This is a genomic window from Pseudomonas sp. FW305-7, from assembly GCF_058786735.1.
Window position 1 is genome coordinate 57984 of the sequence record NZ_JBYSZA010000024.1, and the last position, 14741, is coordinate 72724.

Genomic DNA, 14741 nt, shown 5'->3' on the forward strand with positions numbered 1-14741 from the left:
GAGAGTCAGTTGTTGTTGCTGTCTTTGTTGTCGACGCGGTAGCCGAAGCTGAACCCGACGCCCTGGAACAACACCACGTCAGCCAGTTGCCGGGCCAGTTCGCCGGCGCTGGCCAGTTTGGTTTTCGGTACGTAAAGCATGTCGTCCGGTTGCAGATAGGCGATCTGCGAGGCATCACCCGACAGCGCTTTCTCGACGTCGTAACGCACCGCCTGCACCTGATTGCCGTTGCGGCGCATGATCACCACCGAATCCAGCCGCGCCTTGACGTTGGTGCCACGGGCCAGGGTCAACGCTTCAAGCACCGACACCGGCCGGCGGATCGGGTAGGAACCCGGTTGGCCGACTTCACCCAGCACGTAGATCTCGTTGCCGGCGGTAGATTTGAGCAACACGTCGACGGTCATGCGGCCGGGCAGTTGCGCGTATTTCTTGTTGAGGAAGGTTTCCAGTTGATTGACGGTCATGCCTTGCAGCGGCACCGCGCCGATCTCCGGGAAGCTCGCGTAACCGTCGGTACCGACGGTGATCTCGCGGCTCATGCCGGTGGCCGGATGATTCAGCGCGCTCTTCAGGTTCTGCTCGTTGGTCAACGGGCTGATGATTTGCACGGTCAGCTGATTGCGGTTGGGCTGGAACAGCTGTTTGCGCTGATAGGCGCGCTGGATTTCCTGACGCGCTTCTTCGCTGGTCAGCCCGGCGATTTTCACCGAGGTGTTGGCGCCCGGCAGTTCGATGGTGCCGTCCGGCAGCACCAGTTGATTGCCGTTGAGCTGGCTGGCGGCGGTGAAGTTCAGGCCGATCTGGTCACCCGACTGCACGCGGTAGGCGTCCGAGCCGCTGGTGCTGATATGGAAGATCACATCCAGCACATCCTGCGGGCGCAGGGTCTGCTCGATCTTCGGCATGTCGGTGGCCTGGGCGTTGGCCGGGGTGGCGGTGAGGATATTCACCGGCATGTTCTGGGTTTCGGAGTTGCTTGAGCAGCCTGCAAGCGGCAGCATCAGCAGCACAAGAATCTTGGCGTTCATGGCGTCATCCCTCGCGTTCGCTTACAGGTTTTTATAAAGCCATTTCGGCATGTAGTACTTGCGCCGGTTGAACACGCTGCCGACCACTTTGGCCCCGGCCTGAGTCAGCCGTTGCACGGCGGCCTGGGCGACTTCCCAGCGGGTGTCTTCGGCGCGCACCACGAACACCACGCCATCGACCTGGGTGCTGATGACCAGCGTGTCGGCGGCGGAATACACCGCGTCGCCGTCGATCACCACGAAGCGGTACTGGCTGCCCAACTGATCGAGCAACGGGCTCAGGCGCTCGGCGGTCAGGTGCTCCATGGTGCGGATCGGCCGGCCGTTGGGCAGCACGTGAAACGGCAGGCTTGAGACCTGCACCACGCAGTCCTGCAGCAGCGGCGGGTTGTCCGGGTTGAACAGCAGATCGCGCAGGCCGCGCTCTTTGCTCAGGTTCAACTGCTGGGTGAGGTTGCTCGCCGACTGGCTGGCGTCGACCAGCAGCACCTGGCCGCTGCTCATCTGAGCCAGTTGACTGGCCAAGGCGAGCGCACTGGTGGTGGTGCCCGCGCCGGGGTTGGCGGCGGTCAGGAACAGGATCCGCAGATCGAGGTCCAGCACGGTCGAGGTCAGGTTCGATTCGCTGGGGTTGGGGATGCTCAGGCTTTTGTTGGTTGAACCGTCCATTAGCTTGCTCCGTGGCCGCTGAATACTTTGAAGGGGGTTTTCAACAGGATCTTCAAATCAAGCAAAAGGCTCTGCTCGGCGATATAGCTGAGGTCCAACTCAACGCGCTGGTCGAAGTCGATGTTGCTGCGTCCGGAGATCTGCCACAGGCCGGTCATGCCGGGGTAGATCGCCAGACGGGCGAGGTGATTGTCCTTGTAGCGGTAAGCGTTGAACGAAGTCGGACGCGGGCCGACCAGGCGCATGTCGCCGGTCACTACGTTGATCAGGTTCGGCAGTTCGTCGAGGCTGGTGCGCCGCAGGAAACCGCCGATTCGGGTGATGCGTGGGTCCTTGTCGATCTTGAAGTCGATGGCGTCGGCGCCGTGCTTGTTGAGGTGACGCAGCGACTCTTTCAATTCTTCGGCGTTGCTGACCATGGTGCGGAACTTGAACATGCCGAACTTGCGGCCGCGGTATCCGGTACGTTTCTGCACAAACATCACCGGGCCTTTGCTGGTGAACTTGATGGCCAGGGCCAGACCCAGCAGCAGCGGCGAAATCAACACCAGAATCATCAGCGCGCCGAGGCAGGCCACCACTCGATTGGTGCGTGACAGCTGCCATGGACGACCGCCATCGCGGCCTGTGAACCAACCGCGACCCTGACGATGAATCGCTGCATCGAGACGCATGCGGTGCTCGGGGTCAACGCGCTTGTCGCGGCGCATTTGTTGGATCGGTACACCTTTCTCATGTCCAGTCATGGAGTCCTCCGCATTAATTCAGCCGCGAGCGGCGCGTGGGCGATAGGCAGTGGGGTAGTAGTCGCGGAACCAGGCGATGAAACGCCCAAGTCCCTCATCCAGCTCGATCCGGGGCTGGAACCCGGTGGCCTGGGCCAGATCGCTGGCCTCGGCGCAGGTATTGAGCACGTCACCCGGTTGCAGCGGCAGCAGCTCGACAATGGCTTTCTGGCCGAGGTGCTTTTCCATCAGCGCCAGATAGGTTTTCAGCTCGACCGGGTGCTGGCCGCCGATGTTGAACAACCGCCACGGCGCCATGCTGCTGGCCGGGTCGGGCTGCTCGCGATCCCATTCCGGATGGGCGAGCGGTGGCTGGTCGGCGAGGCGTGCGATGCTTTCGATGATGTCGTCGATGTAGGTGAAGTCGCGCTGATGCTCGCCGTAGTTGAACAGCTTCAGTGGTTCGCCTTCGCTGATCGCCCGGGCGAACTGGATCGGCGACATGTCCGGCCGACCCCACGGGCCGTACACGGTGAAAAAGCGCAGGCCGGTGCAGGGAATGCCGAACAGGTGGCTGTAGCTGTGGGCCATCAGCTCGTTGGCTTTCTTGGTCGCGGCGTACAACGACAGCGGGTGATTGACGCCGTCCTTGACCGAGTACGGCGTGTGCTGATTGGCGCCATACACCGAGCTTGACGAGGCGTAGATCAGATGGTCGACCGGGTGATGCCGGCAGCTCTCCAGAATGTTCAGGAAACCACCGAGGTTGCTGTCCATGTAGGCCCGCGGATTCTCCAGCGAGTAACGCACGCCGGCCTGCGCCGCGAGGTGGATCACCACTTGCGGGCGTTCGCGGGCAAACAGCGCTTCGATGGCCGACGCATCGGCCAGGTCAACCGCGGCGAGCTGGAAATCGCCGACCTGCGCGCGCACCCATTGCACACGGTCGTGCTTGAGTTGCGGATCGTAATAGGCATTGAAATTATCCAGGCCGACCACCGCATGGCCGTCGCGCATCAGCCGCAATACGCAATGAGCGCCAATGAATCCGGCCGCACCGGTGACCAGGATTTTCATGAGCGCAATCCTTCCGGGGCGATGTGGCGCAGGCCGATGCCGCTGTAGTGCAGGCCGGCGGCGGCGAGGTGCTCCGGGTTGTAGAGGTTGCGGCCGTCGATCACCACGCGCGAACGGAGTTTGCTGGCGAGCAGTTCGAAATCCACCACGCGGAAGTTTTTCCACTCGGTGCAGATCACCAGCGCATCGGCGTCTTCGAGGGTGTCGTCGCGGGTGGCGCACAGGTGCAGGTCATCGCGATAGCCGTAGAGGCGCCGGCACTCGGACATGGCTTCGGGATCGTAGGCCTGCACGCTGGCGCCTTCGGCCCACAGCGCATCCATCAGGTAGCGGCTGGGCGCCTCGCGCATGTCATCGGTATTCGGTTTGAACGCCAGGCCCCAGACAGCAATGGATTTACCGGCCAGCCCTTGCGGGAATTGCGCTTTCAGTTTGCTGAACAGGATGTGCCGCTGGCTGTCGTTGACGTCGGTGACACTGCGCAGCAGTTTCAGCGGCATGCCGTTGTGTTCGGCGGTGTGCAGCAGGGCACGCAAGTCTTTGGGAAAGCACGAGCCACCGAAGCCGCAGCCCGGGTAGATGAAGTGGTAGCCGATACGCGGGTCAGAACCGATGCCTTTGCGCACCGCTTCGATGTCGGCACCGAGCAGTTCAGTGAGGTTGGCCAGTTCGTTCATGAAGCTGATGCGCGTGGCGAGCATCGCGTTGGCCGCGTACTTGGTCAGCTCGGCGCTGCGGTTGTCCATGAACATCAGTTTTTCGTGATTGCGGCAGAACGGTGCATACAGCTCGCTCATCTGCTCGCGGGCCTCGTCGTCGCGGGCGCCAATGATGATCCGGTCCGGGCGCATGCAGTCGGCGAGGGCGCTGCCTTCCTTGAGGAATTCGGGGTTGGAGACCACGCGCACTTTCAGGCCGATCTTGCCGCGGCGCAGCAGTTCGCTGTCGGCAGCGGCGAGGACTTGATCCGCTGTGCCGACCGGCACTGTGGATTTGATGATCAGGGTGCGATCGGCCTCCATGTGTGAGGCGATCTGCCGGGCGACATTGAGCACGTGACTGAGGTCGGCGGAACCGTCCTCATCGGCCGGGGTACCGACGGCGATGAAAATCAGCTCGGCATGTTCGACGGCATCACTGGCCTGAGTGCTGAACAGCAGGCGCCCGGCCTTAATGTTTTCTTCAAGTGTGCCGGACAGTCCTGGTTCGCTGATCGGCGGCACGGCTTGTTGCAGTTGTTTAATCTTGTTCGGGTCTATATCAACGCATAAAACCCGATGACCGACATCTGCAAGTGCGGCGGCTTGAATAAGTCCAACATAGCCCGTGCCAAATACGCTCACGTCCATCTGCGCACCCTCGATAGAGCAAAAAGATAAGTTCGAAATGAGACTGTCAAAAGGGGTATAGCGCAGGGTGGGAAAAGCGTGTCAGCAAAATGACATGTTGCACCTGTATAACAGCCCCAATTTTGGGGGCGATTAGCCATCAAGTGCTTGCTATTGCTGGATTTGTCGCGTCCTTGACGCTTTTTTCATAATCACGAGAAAGCGATAAACGGTCGAAGGCCGCGAAATTAAAGGCTTGTAGCTTCTGGAGTGTGTCAGATTTGAGTCAACGTTTTTTTGACGCTTTGGGTAAAAGTCTTCCATTTCTTGCGCTTTGATGGCCGGGTGCTAGTGTCAGATTCTGACCGACAAACTATTGACCCGATGCCGTTTATTGCGTCCCGGAATGGCCATGTTTCGATACCTGAAAGAACTGCTTTTAATTATTTATCTGCTGCTTTATTCCGAATATTACATAGAGCGGTTAAATGCTATCGGCCTCGGTCTGGCTGTACTTCTTTTTGGCGCGATGTTTTTGGCGCTAACTTTAGCGTTATATCTAACGGCATATATACGACAGACGCTTATTCGACATTTGTTCGCATTGGCCATGTTTGTTTCGGCGGTATTTTTTGATGTCTATACCCGGGTCACAGCGGATTACCTGAGCTACAGCAGCTTCGTCTCGCTGGTGTACTCCGGCGGCTTCATTCAGGAAGCGGCGTACCAGTATCGCGATGCGATCATTCACGCTGCGCTCAGTGGTTTGCTGCTGTTGTTCGGCATCGGTCTGAAACCTCGGCATGCATTGATGGTACCCAACGCATTGCGTGTGGCGGCGCCGCTGTGCGGGGTGCTGTTGCTCAGCGCGGTGCTGTTTTTGCGGGCGGGCGAGGGCGCACGGGGCTTGCCGGTCATGTACACGCCGCTGGCCTATCTGAACCTGTTTGCCTATGAAGCACTGCACAACACCGTCGGCCCGCGCGAGCCGGTCACCCTGGCGCGTAACTCGGCAGTGGTGGGGCACGACATTGTGCTGATCATCGACGAGAGCATCTCCGGCAATTACCTGGACATCAACGCCCCGTTCGGCGTGCACAGCAACCTCAAGCAGGCGCATGCAGGCGTCGACATCTTTAATTACGGCTACGCCGCATCCATCGCCAATTGCAGCGCCGACACCAACATCACCCTGCGCTACGGCGGCACCCGCGCCGACTACATGCGCATCAACAGTACGCTGCCGTCGATCTGGCAATACGCGAAAAAGGCCGGGCTGCGCACGGTGTACATCGATGCCCAGCGTACCGCAGGCAATCTGCAGAACCTGATGAGCAATGCCGAGAAAAAGGACATCGACGAGTTCGTGCAGTTCGATCAGACCAGCGTACGCGACCGCGACATGGCGGCAGCGGCGAAGCTGATCGAGCTGCTCAACGATGACCAACCCGAGCTGATCCTGATCAACAAGGTCGGCGCGCATTTTCCGGTGCACGACAAATACCCGGATGCGTTCATGGCCTACCGTCCGACCTTGCCGCGCGGCCAGTTCACCGAGGTTGCCGACACCGGCGAACGCACCGGTTTCAATGGTCAGCCGGACGATTGGGTGCTGTACCGCAACGCCTACAAGAACACCGTGCTATGGAACGTCGGGGAGTTTTTTGCGCGGGTGTTTGCCCAGGCCAATCTGAACAATGCGTTGCTGATTTACACCTCCGATCACGGCCAGGATCTGCACGAGCGCGGTAACCCGGGATTGAACACCCACTGCGGTGGTGATCCGGTGGAGGAGGAGGGGTTGGTGCCACTGGTGGTGATTCAGGGCAGCGGGATGAAAACGCTGGACTGGCAGGCGCAGCTGTCGACGAACAAGGATCGCTCCAGTCACTACAACATCTTCCCGACCTTGCTGCAGTTGATGGGTTATGACCTTGCGGGCATCGAGGCGGTTTACGGCAAGCCGTTGAGCGTGCCGACGGCGGATGAGTTCACCTTCAATTACCGCTTCAATGCGCGGCTGGGGGCCAAGCCTGAGTGGAAGCATATTGATCTGGGCAGCATTGTCACGCCGGGGGAGGCGCCAACCAGTGTGGCGGCGGGGCAGTGAGGTTTGGGCTTTTTGAGCTGGCCTCATCGCTGGCAAGCCAGCTCGCACAGTGTTTAAGGGTGAACTCAGGTATCTGTGAACAACCTCAATCCCTGTGGGAGCTGGCTTGCCAGCGATGAGGCCGTTTGATTCAACGCCAGGCTCTGGTCTGTCATCGGCTTCCGCTATCCTTGCCCCACACTGACCCATCAGGTGGCGGCATGCTCAAGGTTGAAAACGTTTGCAAAAGTTACCTCACTCCCCAAGGCCCCTTGCCCGTGCTGCAAGGCGTCAACCTGACGCTCGAACCCGGCAGCAGCCTGGCGCTGATGGGCGAATCCGGCAGTGGCAAAAGCACCTTGCTGCACCTGATCGCCGGCCTCGACAAGGTCGACAGCGGCAGCATCCGCAGCGGCGGGCATCGGCTCGAAAGCATGAACGAGGCGCAACTGGCGAACTGGCGCCGCACGGAAATCGGTCTGGTGTTCCAGCAGTTCAACCTGATTGGCAGTTTGCGCGTCGAGGACAATCTGGCGTTTCAGGCGCGTCTGGCCGGGCGCCACGAGCCGCGCTGGCAGGCGCATCTGGTGCAGCGTCTGGGGTTGGGCGATTTGCTCAAGCGTTATCCCGAGCAACTGTCGGGCGGCCAGCAGCAACGCGTCGCGCTGGGTCGGGCGCTGGCCTCGCAACCGAAACTGCTGCTGGCCGACGAACCCACTGGCAGCCTCGATGAAGCCACCAGCGATGAAGTGCTGCGCTTGTTGCTCGAACTGCTCGACGACACGCCGACAACCATGCTCATGGTCACCCACAGTCCGCGAGTGGCGGCGCGGCTGGCCCAACGCGTGGTGCTCTCCAACGGGCGCCTGACGTGAACGTTTTCTGGCAAACCCTGCGCGCGCTGCTCAGTCATTGGCGGCGGCATCCGGTGCAGTTTTTCAGTGTACTGACCGGATTGTGGCTGGCCACCAGCCTGTTGACCGGCGTCGAGGCCCTGAATAGCCAGGCCCGCGACAGCTATGCCCGCGCCAGCCAATTGATCGGCGGCGAACCGCAAGCCAGTCTCAGCACGCCCAACGGTGCAACCTTCCCACAGCAATGGTTTATCGATCTGCGTCGTCAGGGCTGGCCGGTGTCGCCAGTGTTGCAGGGCCGCTTGATCCTCAGGGATCACGACAATCAGCGCCTGCAACTGCTGGGCATCGAGCCGGTGTCGCTGCCGGCCGATTCGGCGGTGGCGGGGCAGGCGATGCCGATCGAACGGGTGGTCGAATTCTTCACGCCACCAGGCATTACATGGATTTCCCCGGAAACCCTGCAGGCCTTGAACCTGCACGAAGGCGCCACCCCGCAAACGCTGAATGGCCAGACGCTGCCGCCGCTTCTGGCGCAAAAAGACATGGCCCCGGGCATGTTGCTGGTCGACATCGGCGTCGCGCAAACCCTGCTCGAACAACCCGGACAACTGTCCCGCCTGTTGCTGCCCAAGGATTTTCACAGTGAGTTGCCGGCCGCGTTCAAGGGCCAGTTGCAGCTCAAGAGCAGTGGCGAGGAAAACAATCTGGCGCGACTCACCGAGAGCTTCCATCTCAATCTCGATGCGTTGGGCTTTCTTTCGTTCGTGGTCGGTTTGTTCATTGTCCATGCGGCCATCGGCCTCGCCCTCGAACAACGACGCGCACTGTTGCGCACATTGCGCGCCTGTGGTGTCAGTGCGCGCCTGTTGATTGGCTGTCTTGTCGTTGAGCTGGGCGTGTTGGCGCTGATCGGTGGTGTCTTTGGTGTGATCAGCGGGTATTGGCTGGCCAGTGTGTTGCTGCCGGATGTCGCCGCCAGCCTGCGCGGTCTGTACGGCGCGGAAGTGGCGGGGCAGTTGCGGCTGAGCCCGTGGTGGTGGTTCAGCGGAATCGGCTTGAGCTTGCTGGGTGCGTTGCTCGCTGGCGCCAACAGTCTATTGCGGGCGGCGCGTCTGCCGTTGCTGGCGGTGGCAGATCCGCAAGCCTGGCATCAACAATACGCGCGCTGGCTGCGACGGCAGGGCTGGCTGGCCTTGGTGCTGGGCGTGATCGCACTCGCGGCGTTGCTCTGGGGCGACAGCCTGGCCAGCGGCTTCGTGCTGATGGCCGGGCTGCTGCTCGGTGCCGCGCTGGCCTTGCCGGTGCTGCTCAGTGGCATGCTGAGTCCATTGCTCGGGCGCAGTCGTTCGGTGCTCGGCCAGTGGTTTCTCGCCGACTGCCGTCAGCAATTGCCGGCATTGAGCCTGGCGCTGATGGCGTTGCTCCTGGCGCTCGCTGCCAATATCGGCGCCGGCAGCATGACCGCCGGTTTTCGCCAGACTTTCAATGACTGGCTCGAACAACGCCTGAGCGCCGAGCTCTACATCAACCCGAGCAACCCGGCTCAGGCCCGCGAAATGTATAGCTGGCTCAAACAGCAGCCGCACGTCACGGCGATACTGCCCAACTGGCAGGTGGCGGTGACGCTGCAAGGCTGGCCGGCGGATGTGTTCGGGATCATCGATCACGCCTACTATCGTCAGCACTGGCCGCTGCTCGATGCGACTGGCGGTGATCCATGGGCGCATCTGGCAACCGACGATGCGGTGATGCTCAGCGAGCAACTCGCGCGGCGACTCAAGGTGCACGCGGGCGATCGACTGACGATTCCGTCACCGAATGGTTCGTGGTCGCCGCGCATCGTCGGCATCTACGCCGATTACGGCAATCCCAAAGGTCATTTGCTGGTCAACATCAATCACCTGCTGCGCGGCTGGCCGCAACTGACGCCGAACCGTTTCAACCTGCGCATCGACGCGCAAAACATCCCGGGATTTTTGTCCGCGTTGCAGGCACGCTTTGCCCTCGATGACAGCCGCATCGTCGATCAGGCGCGACTCAAGGGCTGGTCGGTTCAGGTGTTCGAACGCACCTTCGCCGCCACCGCCGCGCTGAACAGCCTGACCCTGGCAGTGGCGGGCGTGGCGCTGTTTATCAGCCTGCTGACGCAGAGCCAGAGCCGTCTCGGCCAGCTCGCACCGCTGTGGGCGCTGGGCGTGACGCGACGCCAACTGATGCTGCTCAACCTCGGCCAGACCTGGCTGCTGGCGGTGTTGACGCTGGTGCTGGCGCTGCCATTGGGGATCGCGCTGGCGTGGTGTCTGGATGCGGTGATCAACGTGCAAGCGTTCGGTTGGCGTCTACCGCTGCGAGTCTTCCCTTGGCAATTGCTGCAACTGCTGGGCCTGGCGTTGCTCGCGACATTGCTGGCGTCGGCGTGGCCGTTGTATTCGCTGTACCGCACACAACCGGCGGACCTGCTGAGGACGTTTGCCCATGAGGATTAACGCGGTGGTGGGGTTGAGTGTGCTGTTGTTGCTGGGTGGCTGCGATCAATCAGCGCCCGAGCAGAAGGGCTTTGCCGGGATGGGCACTCAGGCCTCGGCGTTTACCCCGGTGGTGCCGGGGCGGGTGTTCAGCTTTCCGGCGGACCACGGCGCCCATGAGGGTTTTCGCATCGAGTGGTGGTACGTCACCGCTAATCTCAAGGATCAGCAAGGCAATGATTTCGGCGTGCAATGGACGTTGTTTCGCAGTGCCTTGAAACCAGTGGCGGAGCAGGCCGGGTGGGGTAATCAAACGATTTGGCTGGGGCATGCGGCGGTGACCTCGGCGACTGCGCATCACGCTGCCGAGCGTTATGCCCGCGGCGGGGTGGGTCAGGCTGGCGTGCGTCTGGCACCGTTCGAGGCGTGGATCGATGATTGGCAGTTCGCCAGTCGCACGCAGGAACCGTTGAGCGATATGCAACTCAGCGCCAGGGACAAATCCTTCAGCTATCAACTGCACCTCACCGCCAGCCGTCCGCTGGTGCTGCAGGGAGATAAGGGTTTCAGTCAGAAATCCGAACAGGGTCAGGCCTCGTATTACTACAGCCAACCGTTTTTTCAGGCCAGCGGTACGCTGCAAATCGACGGTCAGACGTACACGGTCAGCGGCCCGGCCTGGCTCGATCGCGAATGGAGCAGCCAACCGCTGACCGCCAACCAGACTGGCTGGGACTGGTTCTCCCTGCACCTGGACAGCGGCGCGCACGTCATGTTGTACCGCATGCGCCAGAAGGACGGCGCGCCGTACCTGACCGGCACCTGGATCGACGCCGACGGCCAGACGCAGACCCTGCACAGCGAGCAGATCAAACTCACACCGCAAGACACGGCAACTGTCGCCGGTCGCTCCATGCCGGTGCGCTGGTCGATCAGCATCCCGGACAAACACCTCGACATCAGCCTCTCGGCGCTCAACCCCAACGCATGGATGAACCTGCGCATTCCCTACTGGGAAGGCCCGGTGCGGATCAGCGGTAGTCATGGCGGCAACGGTTACCTCGAAATGACCGGCTACTGACGCAAATCCTTCCGGCGCGGATTTGGGTTGAACTCCATTTGTTCACTGAACCTCTACACAGTAATACCTGTGGAGGATCTGCCATGAGCGATGACCTGCAACCCCCGGACATGAAAACCTGGCAGCGTCTGTTCGACGATGAAACCCTGTGGCAGCAATCCCCCGACGCCCATTACCTCGACCTGCAACGTATCGCCGACGACTTGCTTGGTCAGGGCGCCATCGACCTTGAGCAATGGCAGATCCTGCGCGCCAAAGCCGATGACGAACACAAGGATTCCCCCGCCGTAAACGTCGCCCGCGAACTGGACGACCCCCAAGCTTGAGGACCACACCATGAAACCCGTCTCGCCAAACGAACACCCCGATGAACCCCGGCCACCCGGGGAAACCGAGCGTGACAACGACGCCCTGCGGCCCACTGATCCAAAACAGCGGCGGAACAGCGGCAAAGGCACCGCCAGTGGCGAATCCACCGCGCAAGAAACTGCAGCAGCAGAAAGCAAAGCCAAGCCCTGAACGGCGTCTATGCTCAGTGGCACATTCGTCGTCGAACGCGATTCGGCGGCGGGTGCTGCCATTCATCACAGGGAAAGGATTGCTTATGAAACTCCACGCACTGGCCAAGGCCATCACTCTTGCAACCGTACTGTCCGCCACCAGCTTCGGAGCGTTTGCTGCCGATATCCCGCTGTCCGCCACCGTCGAAGCGGATGTGGTCACCACCAAAGTGCTGGCGGTCGATGCGGCCAATCACCAGGTCGTGCTCGAAGGCGCCGAAGGGCGTCAGGTGCATGTTCAACTGAGCGACAAGGCAAAAAATCTGGCTAATCTGAAGGTCGGCGACCAGGTCAAAATCGAAGTGCAGCGTTCCGTCGCGGCCTACCTCGATACCGATGTGGATAAAGGTCTGCCTGGCACCGTCGAGCGTAGCGGTGAACTGCGCAACGCTCCGGGCAGCGATAACCCGGGCGGCGAAGCTTACCGTCAGGTCCAGGTGCAATTGGAAATCACCAAAATTGATTTGAAGACCCATCAGGTGACCCTGAAAAACCCCGCGGGCCAGTCGAAAACCCTTGATGTGAAGAAGCCTGAAATTCAAGCCAAACTCAAAGATTTGAAAGTCGGACAAAGCGTCGTCGTGACGTATACCGATGTATTAAAAGTGACCAGTCAACACGAAAGTTGAGTTTTAACTCTACAGAATGACTGCTCTTGTACAGTTAATGTATGAGAGTAGTCATACTATTAATTCGGTTTGCATTTCTTGAAAGTTTCACGAAAGCATTCGTCGATAAATATCTATTAACTTTTTCGTACATAATTTTTACATTCAAGAAGGGCGACATATCCGCCAACTTCTATTAAAATCCCTCCCGTTCGCCCAGTGTCAGGGCTCTTTACCGGTGCATGGATTGCCAGGCCATTACACTGGGCGAACACCTCCAGTGGAGTAGATGTATACAATTTCAGACAAAAAAAGGGCGACTTTAAAGTCGCCCTTTTTTGTGCCTGCAAATTATATCGATCCTTGTATTCCCGGTTTGTCTTGCTGCCCCCGGAAGCGCTTGATCGTCGCCTGATACATTTTCGTCCGACGGTGATTTTCCCCGTAGGTACCTGCGGCAGCGACCGTTCCTGCCTGAATGTGGTCGAGATAACGGAAAATCTTGCGCGGCGACAAAAACTTGATGCCGTAACCCAGAGCGACCATTCGATCCTGAAGCGTATATCCGGGCACCCGGTCATCCATGCAGAAGTGCAGGCCTCGAGATTTCATCAAGCGCGCATTCCACAAGGTACAGAAACTTTTCAGATGAGTTTCTTTATAGGGTCTCGGCGGTTTCGACTTCAAACCCAGGCGGACTTTGATATGGCGAACATAATGCTTGCAAAAGCGCGAAGTTAAACGCCAGGTATCTCGCACGACCCCACGATTGAGTTGTTCGACACAACCGACTGCCGCCATATCTGCACTTTTCGTGCATTCGCGCATCATCATCGAAAACACTTCTTTGTCGTAGACAAAGGTATCGGTGTGCAGCAGAAACAGATAATCGGTTTCAACCTTTTCCAGTGCCAGATCCAACGCTTTGCCATGGGCAATATGCCCGGCTTCTTTGCAGGGCGAGGGGCGCTCGATCAAATTGATCCAGTCCAGCGAACGCAAGTAATCCAGACTTTCATCGGCCGAATCATTGTCCACCACCCACACCGGAATGCGTTGTTCCTTGACGTGCTGGTGCAATAACTCCAGGCACATCCGCGTCATGTCCGGGGTTTTGTAATTGACCAATACCAGGCTGAAGTTCGACGGCTGTTCGGCTGGAAAATCAAACGCTTTCATATCAGAAGGGCTCATCCGCAGTTCACTGGCAACAGGGGTTTCATGGGCCGGGATGGTAGCGACGCAACCTTAGGCCAACCTTAATTTGCAGGTTCGACAGTGGTTGGAAGTGTGTCGAAGTGAGACTGGAAAAAGGCCCGAAGTTATTGCTTGGCTTACACGGGTTACAGGCTAAAATGCGCGCCCCTTTGCGGCTCAAGGAAGAAACGGCGAGCGCCGTTGTGTCACGGATGAAACCACTTTCCCTCTACCATCCGGCCCTGTACTGGCTGCGCGTGCGGCAAAAAAGGCTGTTCCGTCAAATCGCCTGGCACTGCTCGCGCAAACGCTATGCGCGGCCTGCGGTTGCCGCTGAACGTCTGCCGTTCCGTTACCTCAAACACACCTCGAAGCTCATCCGCAAACTCGGCGACTCCGACCTTGCCCTGCAACACAACAAAGTCATCAATCTGAAACTCGCGGTCGCGGCCATCGATGGCGTCACCATCGCCCCGGGTGAGTATTTCTCCTTCTGCCGCCTCGTCGGCCAACCGACGCGCAAACGCGGTTACGTCGAAGGCATGGAACTGTCTTTCGGCGAAGCCCGAACCGGCGTGGGAGGCGGCATCTGCCAGTTGAGCAACCTGATTCACTGGATGGCCATTCACTCTCCGCTGGTGGTGGTCGAACGCTCCAACCACAGCTTCGATCCGTTCCCGGACGAAGGCCGGGTCCTGCCGTTCGGCTCCGGCGCAGCGATTTTTTATAACTACATCGACCTAGTACTGCACAACCCGACGGATCGCCACTTTCAGTTGAAGCTGAATGTCGGGGCAACGCAACTCGAAGGGGAGTTGTTGTGCGATCAAGTGCGCGCGTATCGCTACCACGTATTCCAGGAGGCGCATCGGTTTGTGCGGGAAGCGGGGCGGGTATTCCGCGAGAACGAGATCTGGCGGGAAGTGAGAAACAAGGGGCAGGTGGGCGAGTTGGTGACGCGGGAACTGCTTTATCGCAATCGCGTGGTGGTCAAGTATGAAGTGGCCGACGAGTTGATCGGGTAGGGCGCGTCTGAATGCTGTACCGAGCCTGC

Annotated in this window: 14 protein-coding genes; 8 read left to right on the top strand and 6 right to left on the bottom strand. The window is 59.7% G+C overall.

Features of this window, described 5'->3' with window-relative positions; translation table 11 throughout:
- Positions 1 to 5 precede the first annotated feature (5 nt).
- From AC3WMT_RS23765 to AC3WMT_RS23785, 5 genes are read right to left on the bottom strand one after another with little or no spacing between them, the layout of a single operon-like run.
- Positions 6 to 1031 (bottom strand): polysaccharide biosynthesis/export family protein, encoded by a 1026-nt coding sequence (locus AC3WMT_RS23765; protein ID WP_103305827.1) that lies wholly within the window; start codon positions 1029 to 1031, stop codon positions 6 to 8.
- A 21-nt stretch (positions 1032 to 1052) separates the two neighbouring features.
- Entirely contained in the window at positions 1053 to 1700 is a 648-nt protein-coding gene (locus AC3WMT_RS23770; protein ID WP_103305828.1) for a CpsD/CapB family tyrosine-protein kinase, read from the bottom strand.
- Positions 1700 to 2446 (bottom strand): sugar transferase, encoded by a 747-nt coding sequence (locus tag AC3WMT_RS23775; RefSeq protein ID WP_103305829.1) that lies wholly within the window; start codon positions 2444 to 2446, stop codon positions 1700 to 1702. Before AC3WMT_RS23775 ends, AC3WMT_RS23770 begins: the two co-directional genes overlap by 1 nt.
- Before the next feature lie 18 nt (positions 2447 to 2464).
- Positions 2465 to 3502, bottom strand: coding sequence for an NAD-dependent epimerase (locus AC3WMT_RS23780; protein WP_103305830.1), 1038 nt, complete (start codon positions 3500 to 3502; stop codon positions 2465 to 2467).
- Positions 3499 to 4851: a UDP-glucose dehydrogenase family protein gene (locus AC3WMT_RS23785; RefSeq protein ID WP_103305831.1), complete on the bottom strand. Its 1353-nt coding sequence runs from the start codon at positions 4849 to 4851 to the stop codon at positions 3499 to 3501. The genes AC3WMT_RS23780 and AC3WMT_RS23785 overlap by 4 nt, the downstream gene beginning before the upstream one ends.
- A gap of 391 nt (positions 4852 to 5242) precedes the next feature.
- Between AC3WMT_RS23785 and AC3WMT_RS23790 the strand changes: the two genes are divergently transcribed.
- The 7 genes from AC3WMT_RS23790 to AC3WMT_RS23820 all read left to right on the top strand — a co-directional run bounded on the left by AC3WMT_RS23790 (position 5243) and on the right by AC3WMT_RS23820 (position 12511).
- On the top strand, positions 5243 to 6940 hold the full coding sequence (locus AC3WMT_RS23790; protein WP_103305832.1) for a sulfatase-like hydrolase/transferase: 1698 nt from the start codon (positions 5243 to 5245) through the stop codon (positions 6938 to 6940).
- A gap of 200 nt (positions 6941 to 7140) precedes the next feature.
- Positions 7141 to 7794 (top strand): ABC transporter ATP-binding protein, encoded by a 654-nt coding sequence (locus AC3WMT_RS23795; protein ID WP_103305833.1) that lies wholly within the window; start codon positions 7141 to 7143, stop codon positions 7792 to 7794.
- Positions 7791 to 10262 (top strand): FtsX-like permease family protein, encoded by a 2472-nt coding sequence (locus AC3WMT_RS23800; protein WP_103305834.1) that lies wholly within the window; start codon positions 7791 to 7793, stop codon positions 10260 to 10262. The genes AC3WMT_RS23795 and AC3WMT_RS23800 overlap by 4 nt, the downstream gene beginning before the upstream one ends.
- Positions 10252 to 11322 carry a lipocalin-like domain-containing protein gene (locus AC3WMT_RS23805; protein ID WP_103305835.1) on the top strand — a complete coding sequence of 357 codons (1071 nt, stop codon included), beginning with the start codon at positions 10252 to 10254 and terminating at the stop codon, positions 11320 to 11322. The genes AC3WMT_RS23800 and AC3WMT_RS23805 overlap by 11 nt, the downstream gene beginning before the upstream one ends.
- 83 nt (positions 11323 to 11405) lie before the next feature.
- Positions 11406 to 11648, top strand: coding sequence for a hypothetical protein (locus AC3WMT_RS23810; protein ID WP_103305836.1), 243 nt, complete (start codon positions 11406 to 11408; stop codon positions 11646 to 11648).
- A gap of 10 nt (positions 11649 to 11658) precedes the next feature.
- On the top strand, positions 11659 to 11841 hold the full coding sequence (locus AC3WMT_RS23815; protein ID WP_103305837.1) for a hypothetical protein: 183 nt from the start codon (positions 11659 to 11661) through the stop codon (positions 11839 to 11841).
- Positions 11842 to 11926: 85 nt separating this feature from the next.
- Positions 11927 to 12511 (top strand): hypothetical protein, encoded by a 585-nt coding sequence (locus tag AC3WMT_RS23820; RefSeq protein ID WP_103305838.1) that lies wholly within the window; start codon positions 11927 to 11929, stop codon positions 12509 to 12511.
- A 330-nt stretch (positions 12512 to 12841) separates the two neighbouring features.
- Here AC3WMT_RS23820 and AC3WMT_RS23825 read toward each other — a convergent pair whose 3' ends face one another.
- Positions 12842 to 13669, bottom strand: coding sequence for a glycosyltransferase family 2 protein (locus tag AC3WMT_RS23825; protein ID WP_103305839.1), 828 nt, complete (start codon positions 13667 to 13669; stop codon positions 12842 to 12844).
- Positions 13670 to 13899: 230 nt separating this feature from the next.
- Between AC3WMT_RS23825 and AC3WMT_RS23830 the strand changes: the two genes are divergently transcribed.
- Positions 13900 to 14712 (top strand): VanW family protein, encoded by an 813-nt coding sequence (locus AC3WMT_RS23830; protein WP_103305840.1) that lies wholly within the window; start codon positions 13900 to 13902, stop codon positions 14710 to 14712.
- Positions 14713 to 14741 lie beyond the last annotated feature (29 nt).

Coding starts and splice junctions, on each gene's coding strand:
- AC3WMT_RS23805 (WP_103305835.1), top strand. CDS start 10,252: ATGAGGATTAACGCGGTGGTGGGGTTGAGTGTGCTGTTGTTGCTGGGT.
- AC3WMT_RS23770 (WP_103305828.1), bottom strand. CDS start 1,700: ATGGACGGTTCAACCAACAAAAGCCTGAGCATCCCCAACCCCAGCGAA.
- AC3WMT_RS23830 (WP_103305840.1), top strand. CDS start 13,900: ATGAAACCACTTTCCCTCTACCATCCGGCCCTGTACTGGCTGCGCGTG.
- AC3WMT_RS23810 (WP_103305836.1), top strand. CDS start 11,406: ATGAGCGATGACCTGCAACCCCCGGACATGAAAACCTGGCAGCGTCTG.
- AC3WMT_RS23825 (WP_103305839.1), bottom strand. CDS start 13,669: ATGAAAGCGTTTGATTTTCCAGCCGAACAGCCGTCGAACTTCAGCCTG.
- AC3WMT_RS23790 (WP_103305832.1), top strand. CDS start 5,243: ATGTTTCGATACCTGAAAGAACTGCTTTTAATTATTTATCTGCTGCTT.
- AC3WMT_RS23785 (WP_103305831.1), bottom strand. CDS start 4,851: ATGGACGTGAGCGTATTTGGCACGGGCTATGTTGGACTTATTCAAGCC.
- AC3WMT_RS23815 (WP_103305837.1), top strand. CDS start 11,659: ATGAAACCCGTCTCGCCAAACGAACACCCCGATGAACCCCGGCCACCC.
- AC3WMT_RS23795 (WP_103305833.1), top strand. CDS start 7,141: ATGCTCAAGGTTGAAAACGTTTGCAAAAGTTACCTCACTCCCCAAGGC.
- AC3WMT_RS23765 (WP_103305827.1), bottom strand. CDS start 1,031: ATGAACGCCAAGATTCTTGTGCTGCTGATGCTGCCGCTTGCAGGCTGC.
- AC3WMT_RS23780 (WP_103305830.1), bottom strand. CDS start 3,502: ATGAAAATCCTGGTCACCGGTGCGGCCGGATTCATTGGCGCTCATTGC.
- AC3WMT_RS23775 (WP_103305829.1), bottom strand. CDS start 2,446: ATGACTGGACATGAGAAAGGTGTACCGATCCAACAAATGCGCCGCGAC.
- AC3WMT_RS23820 (WP_103305838.1), top strand. CDS start 11,927: ATGAAACTCCACGCACTGGCCAAGGCCATCACTCTTGCAACCGTACTG.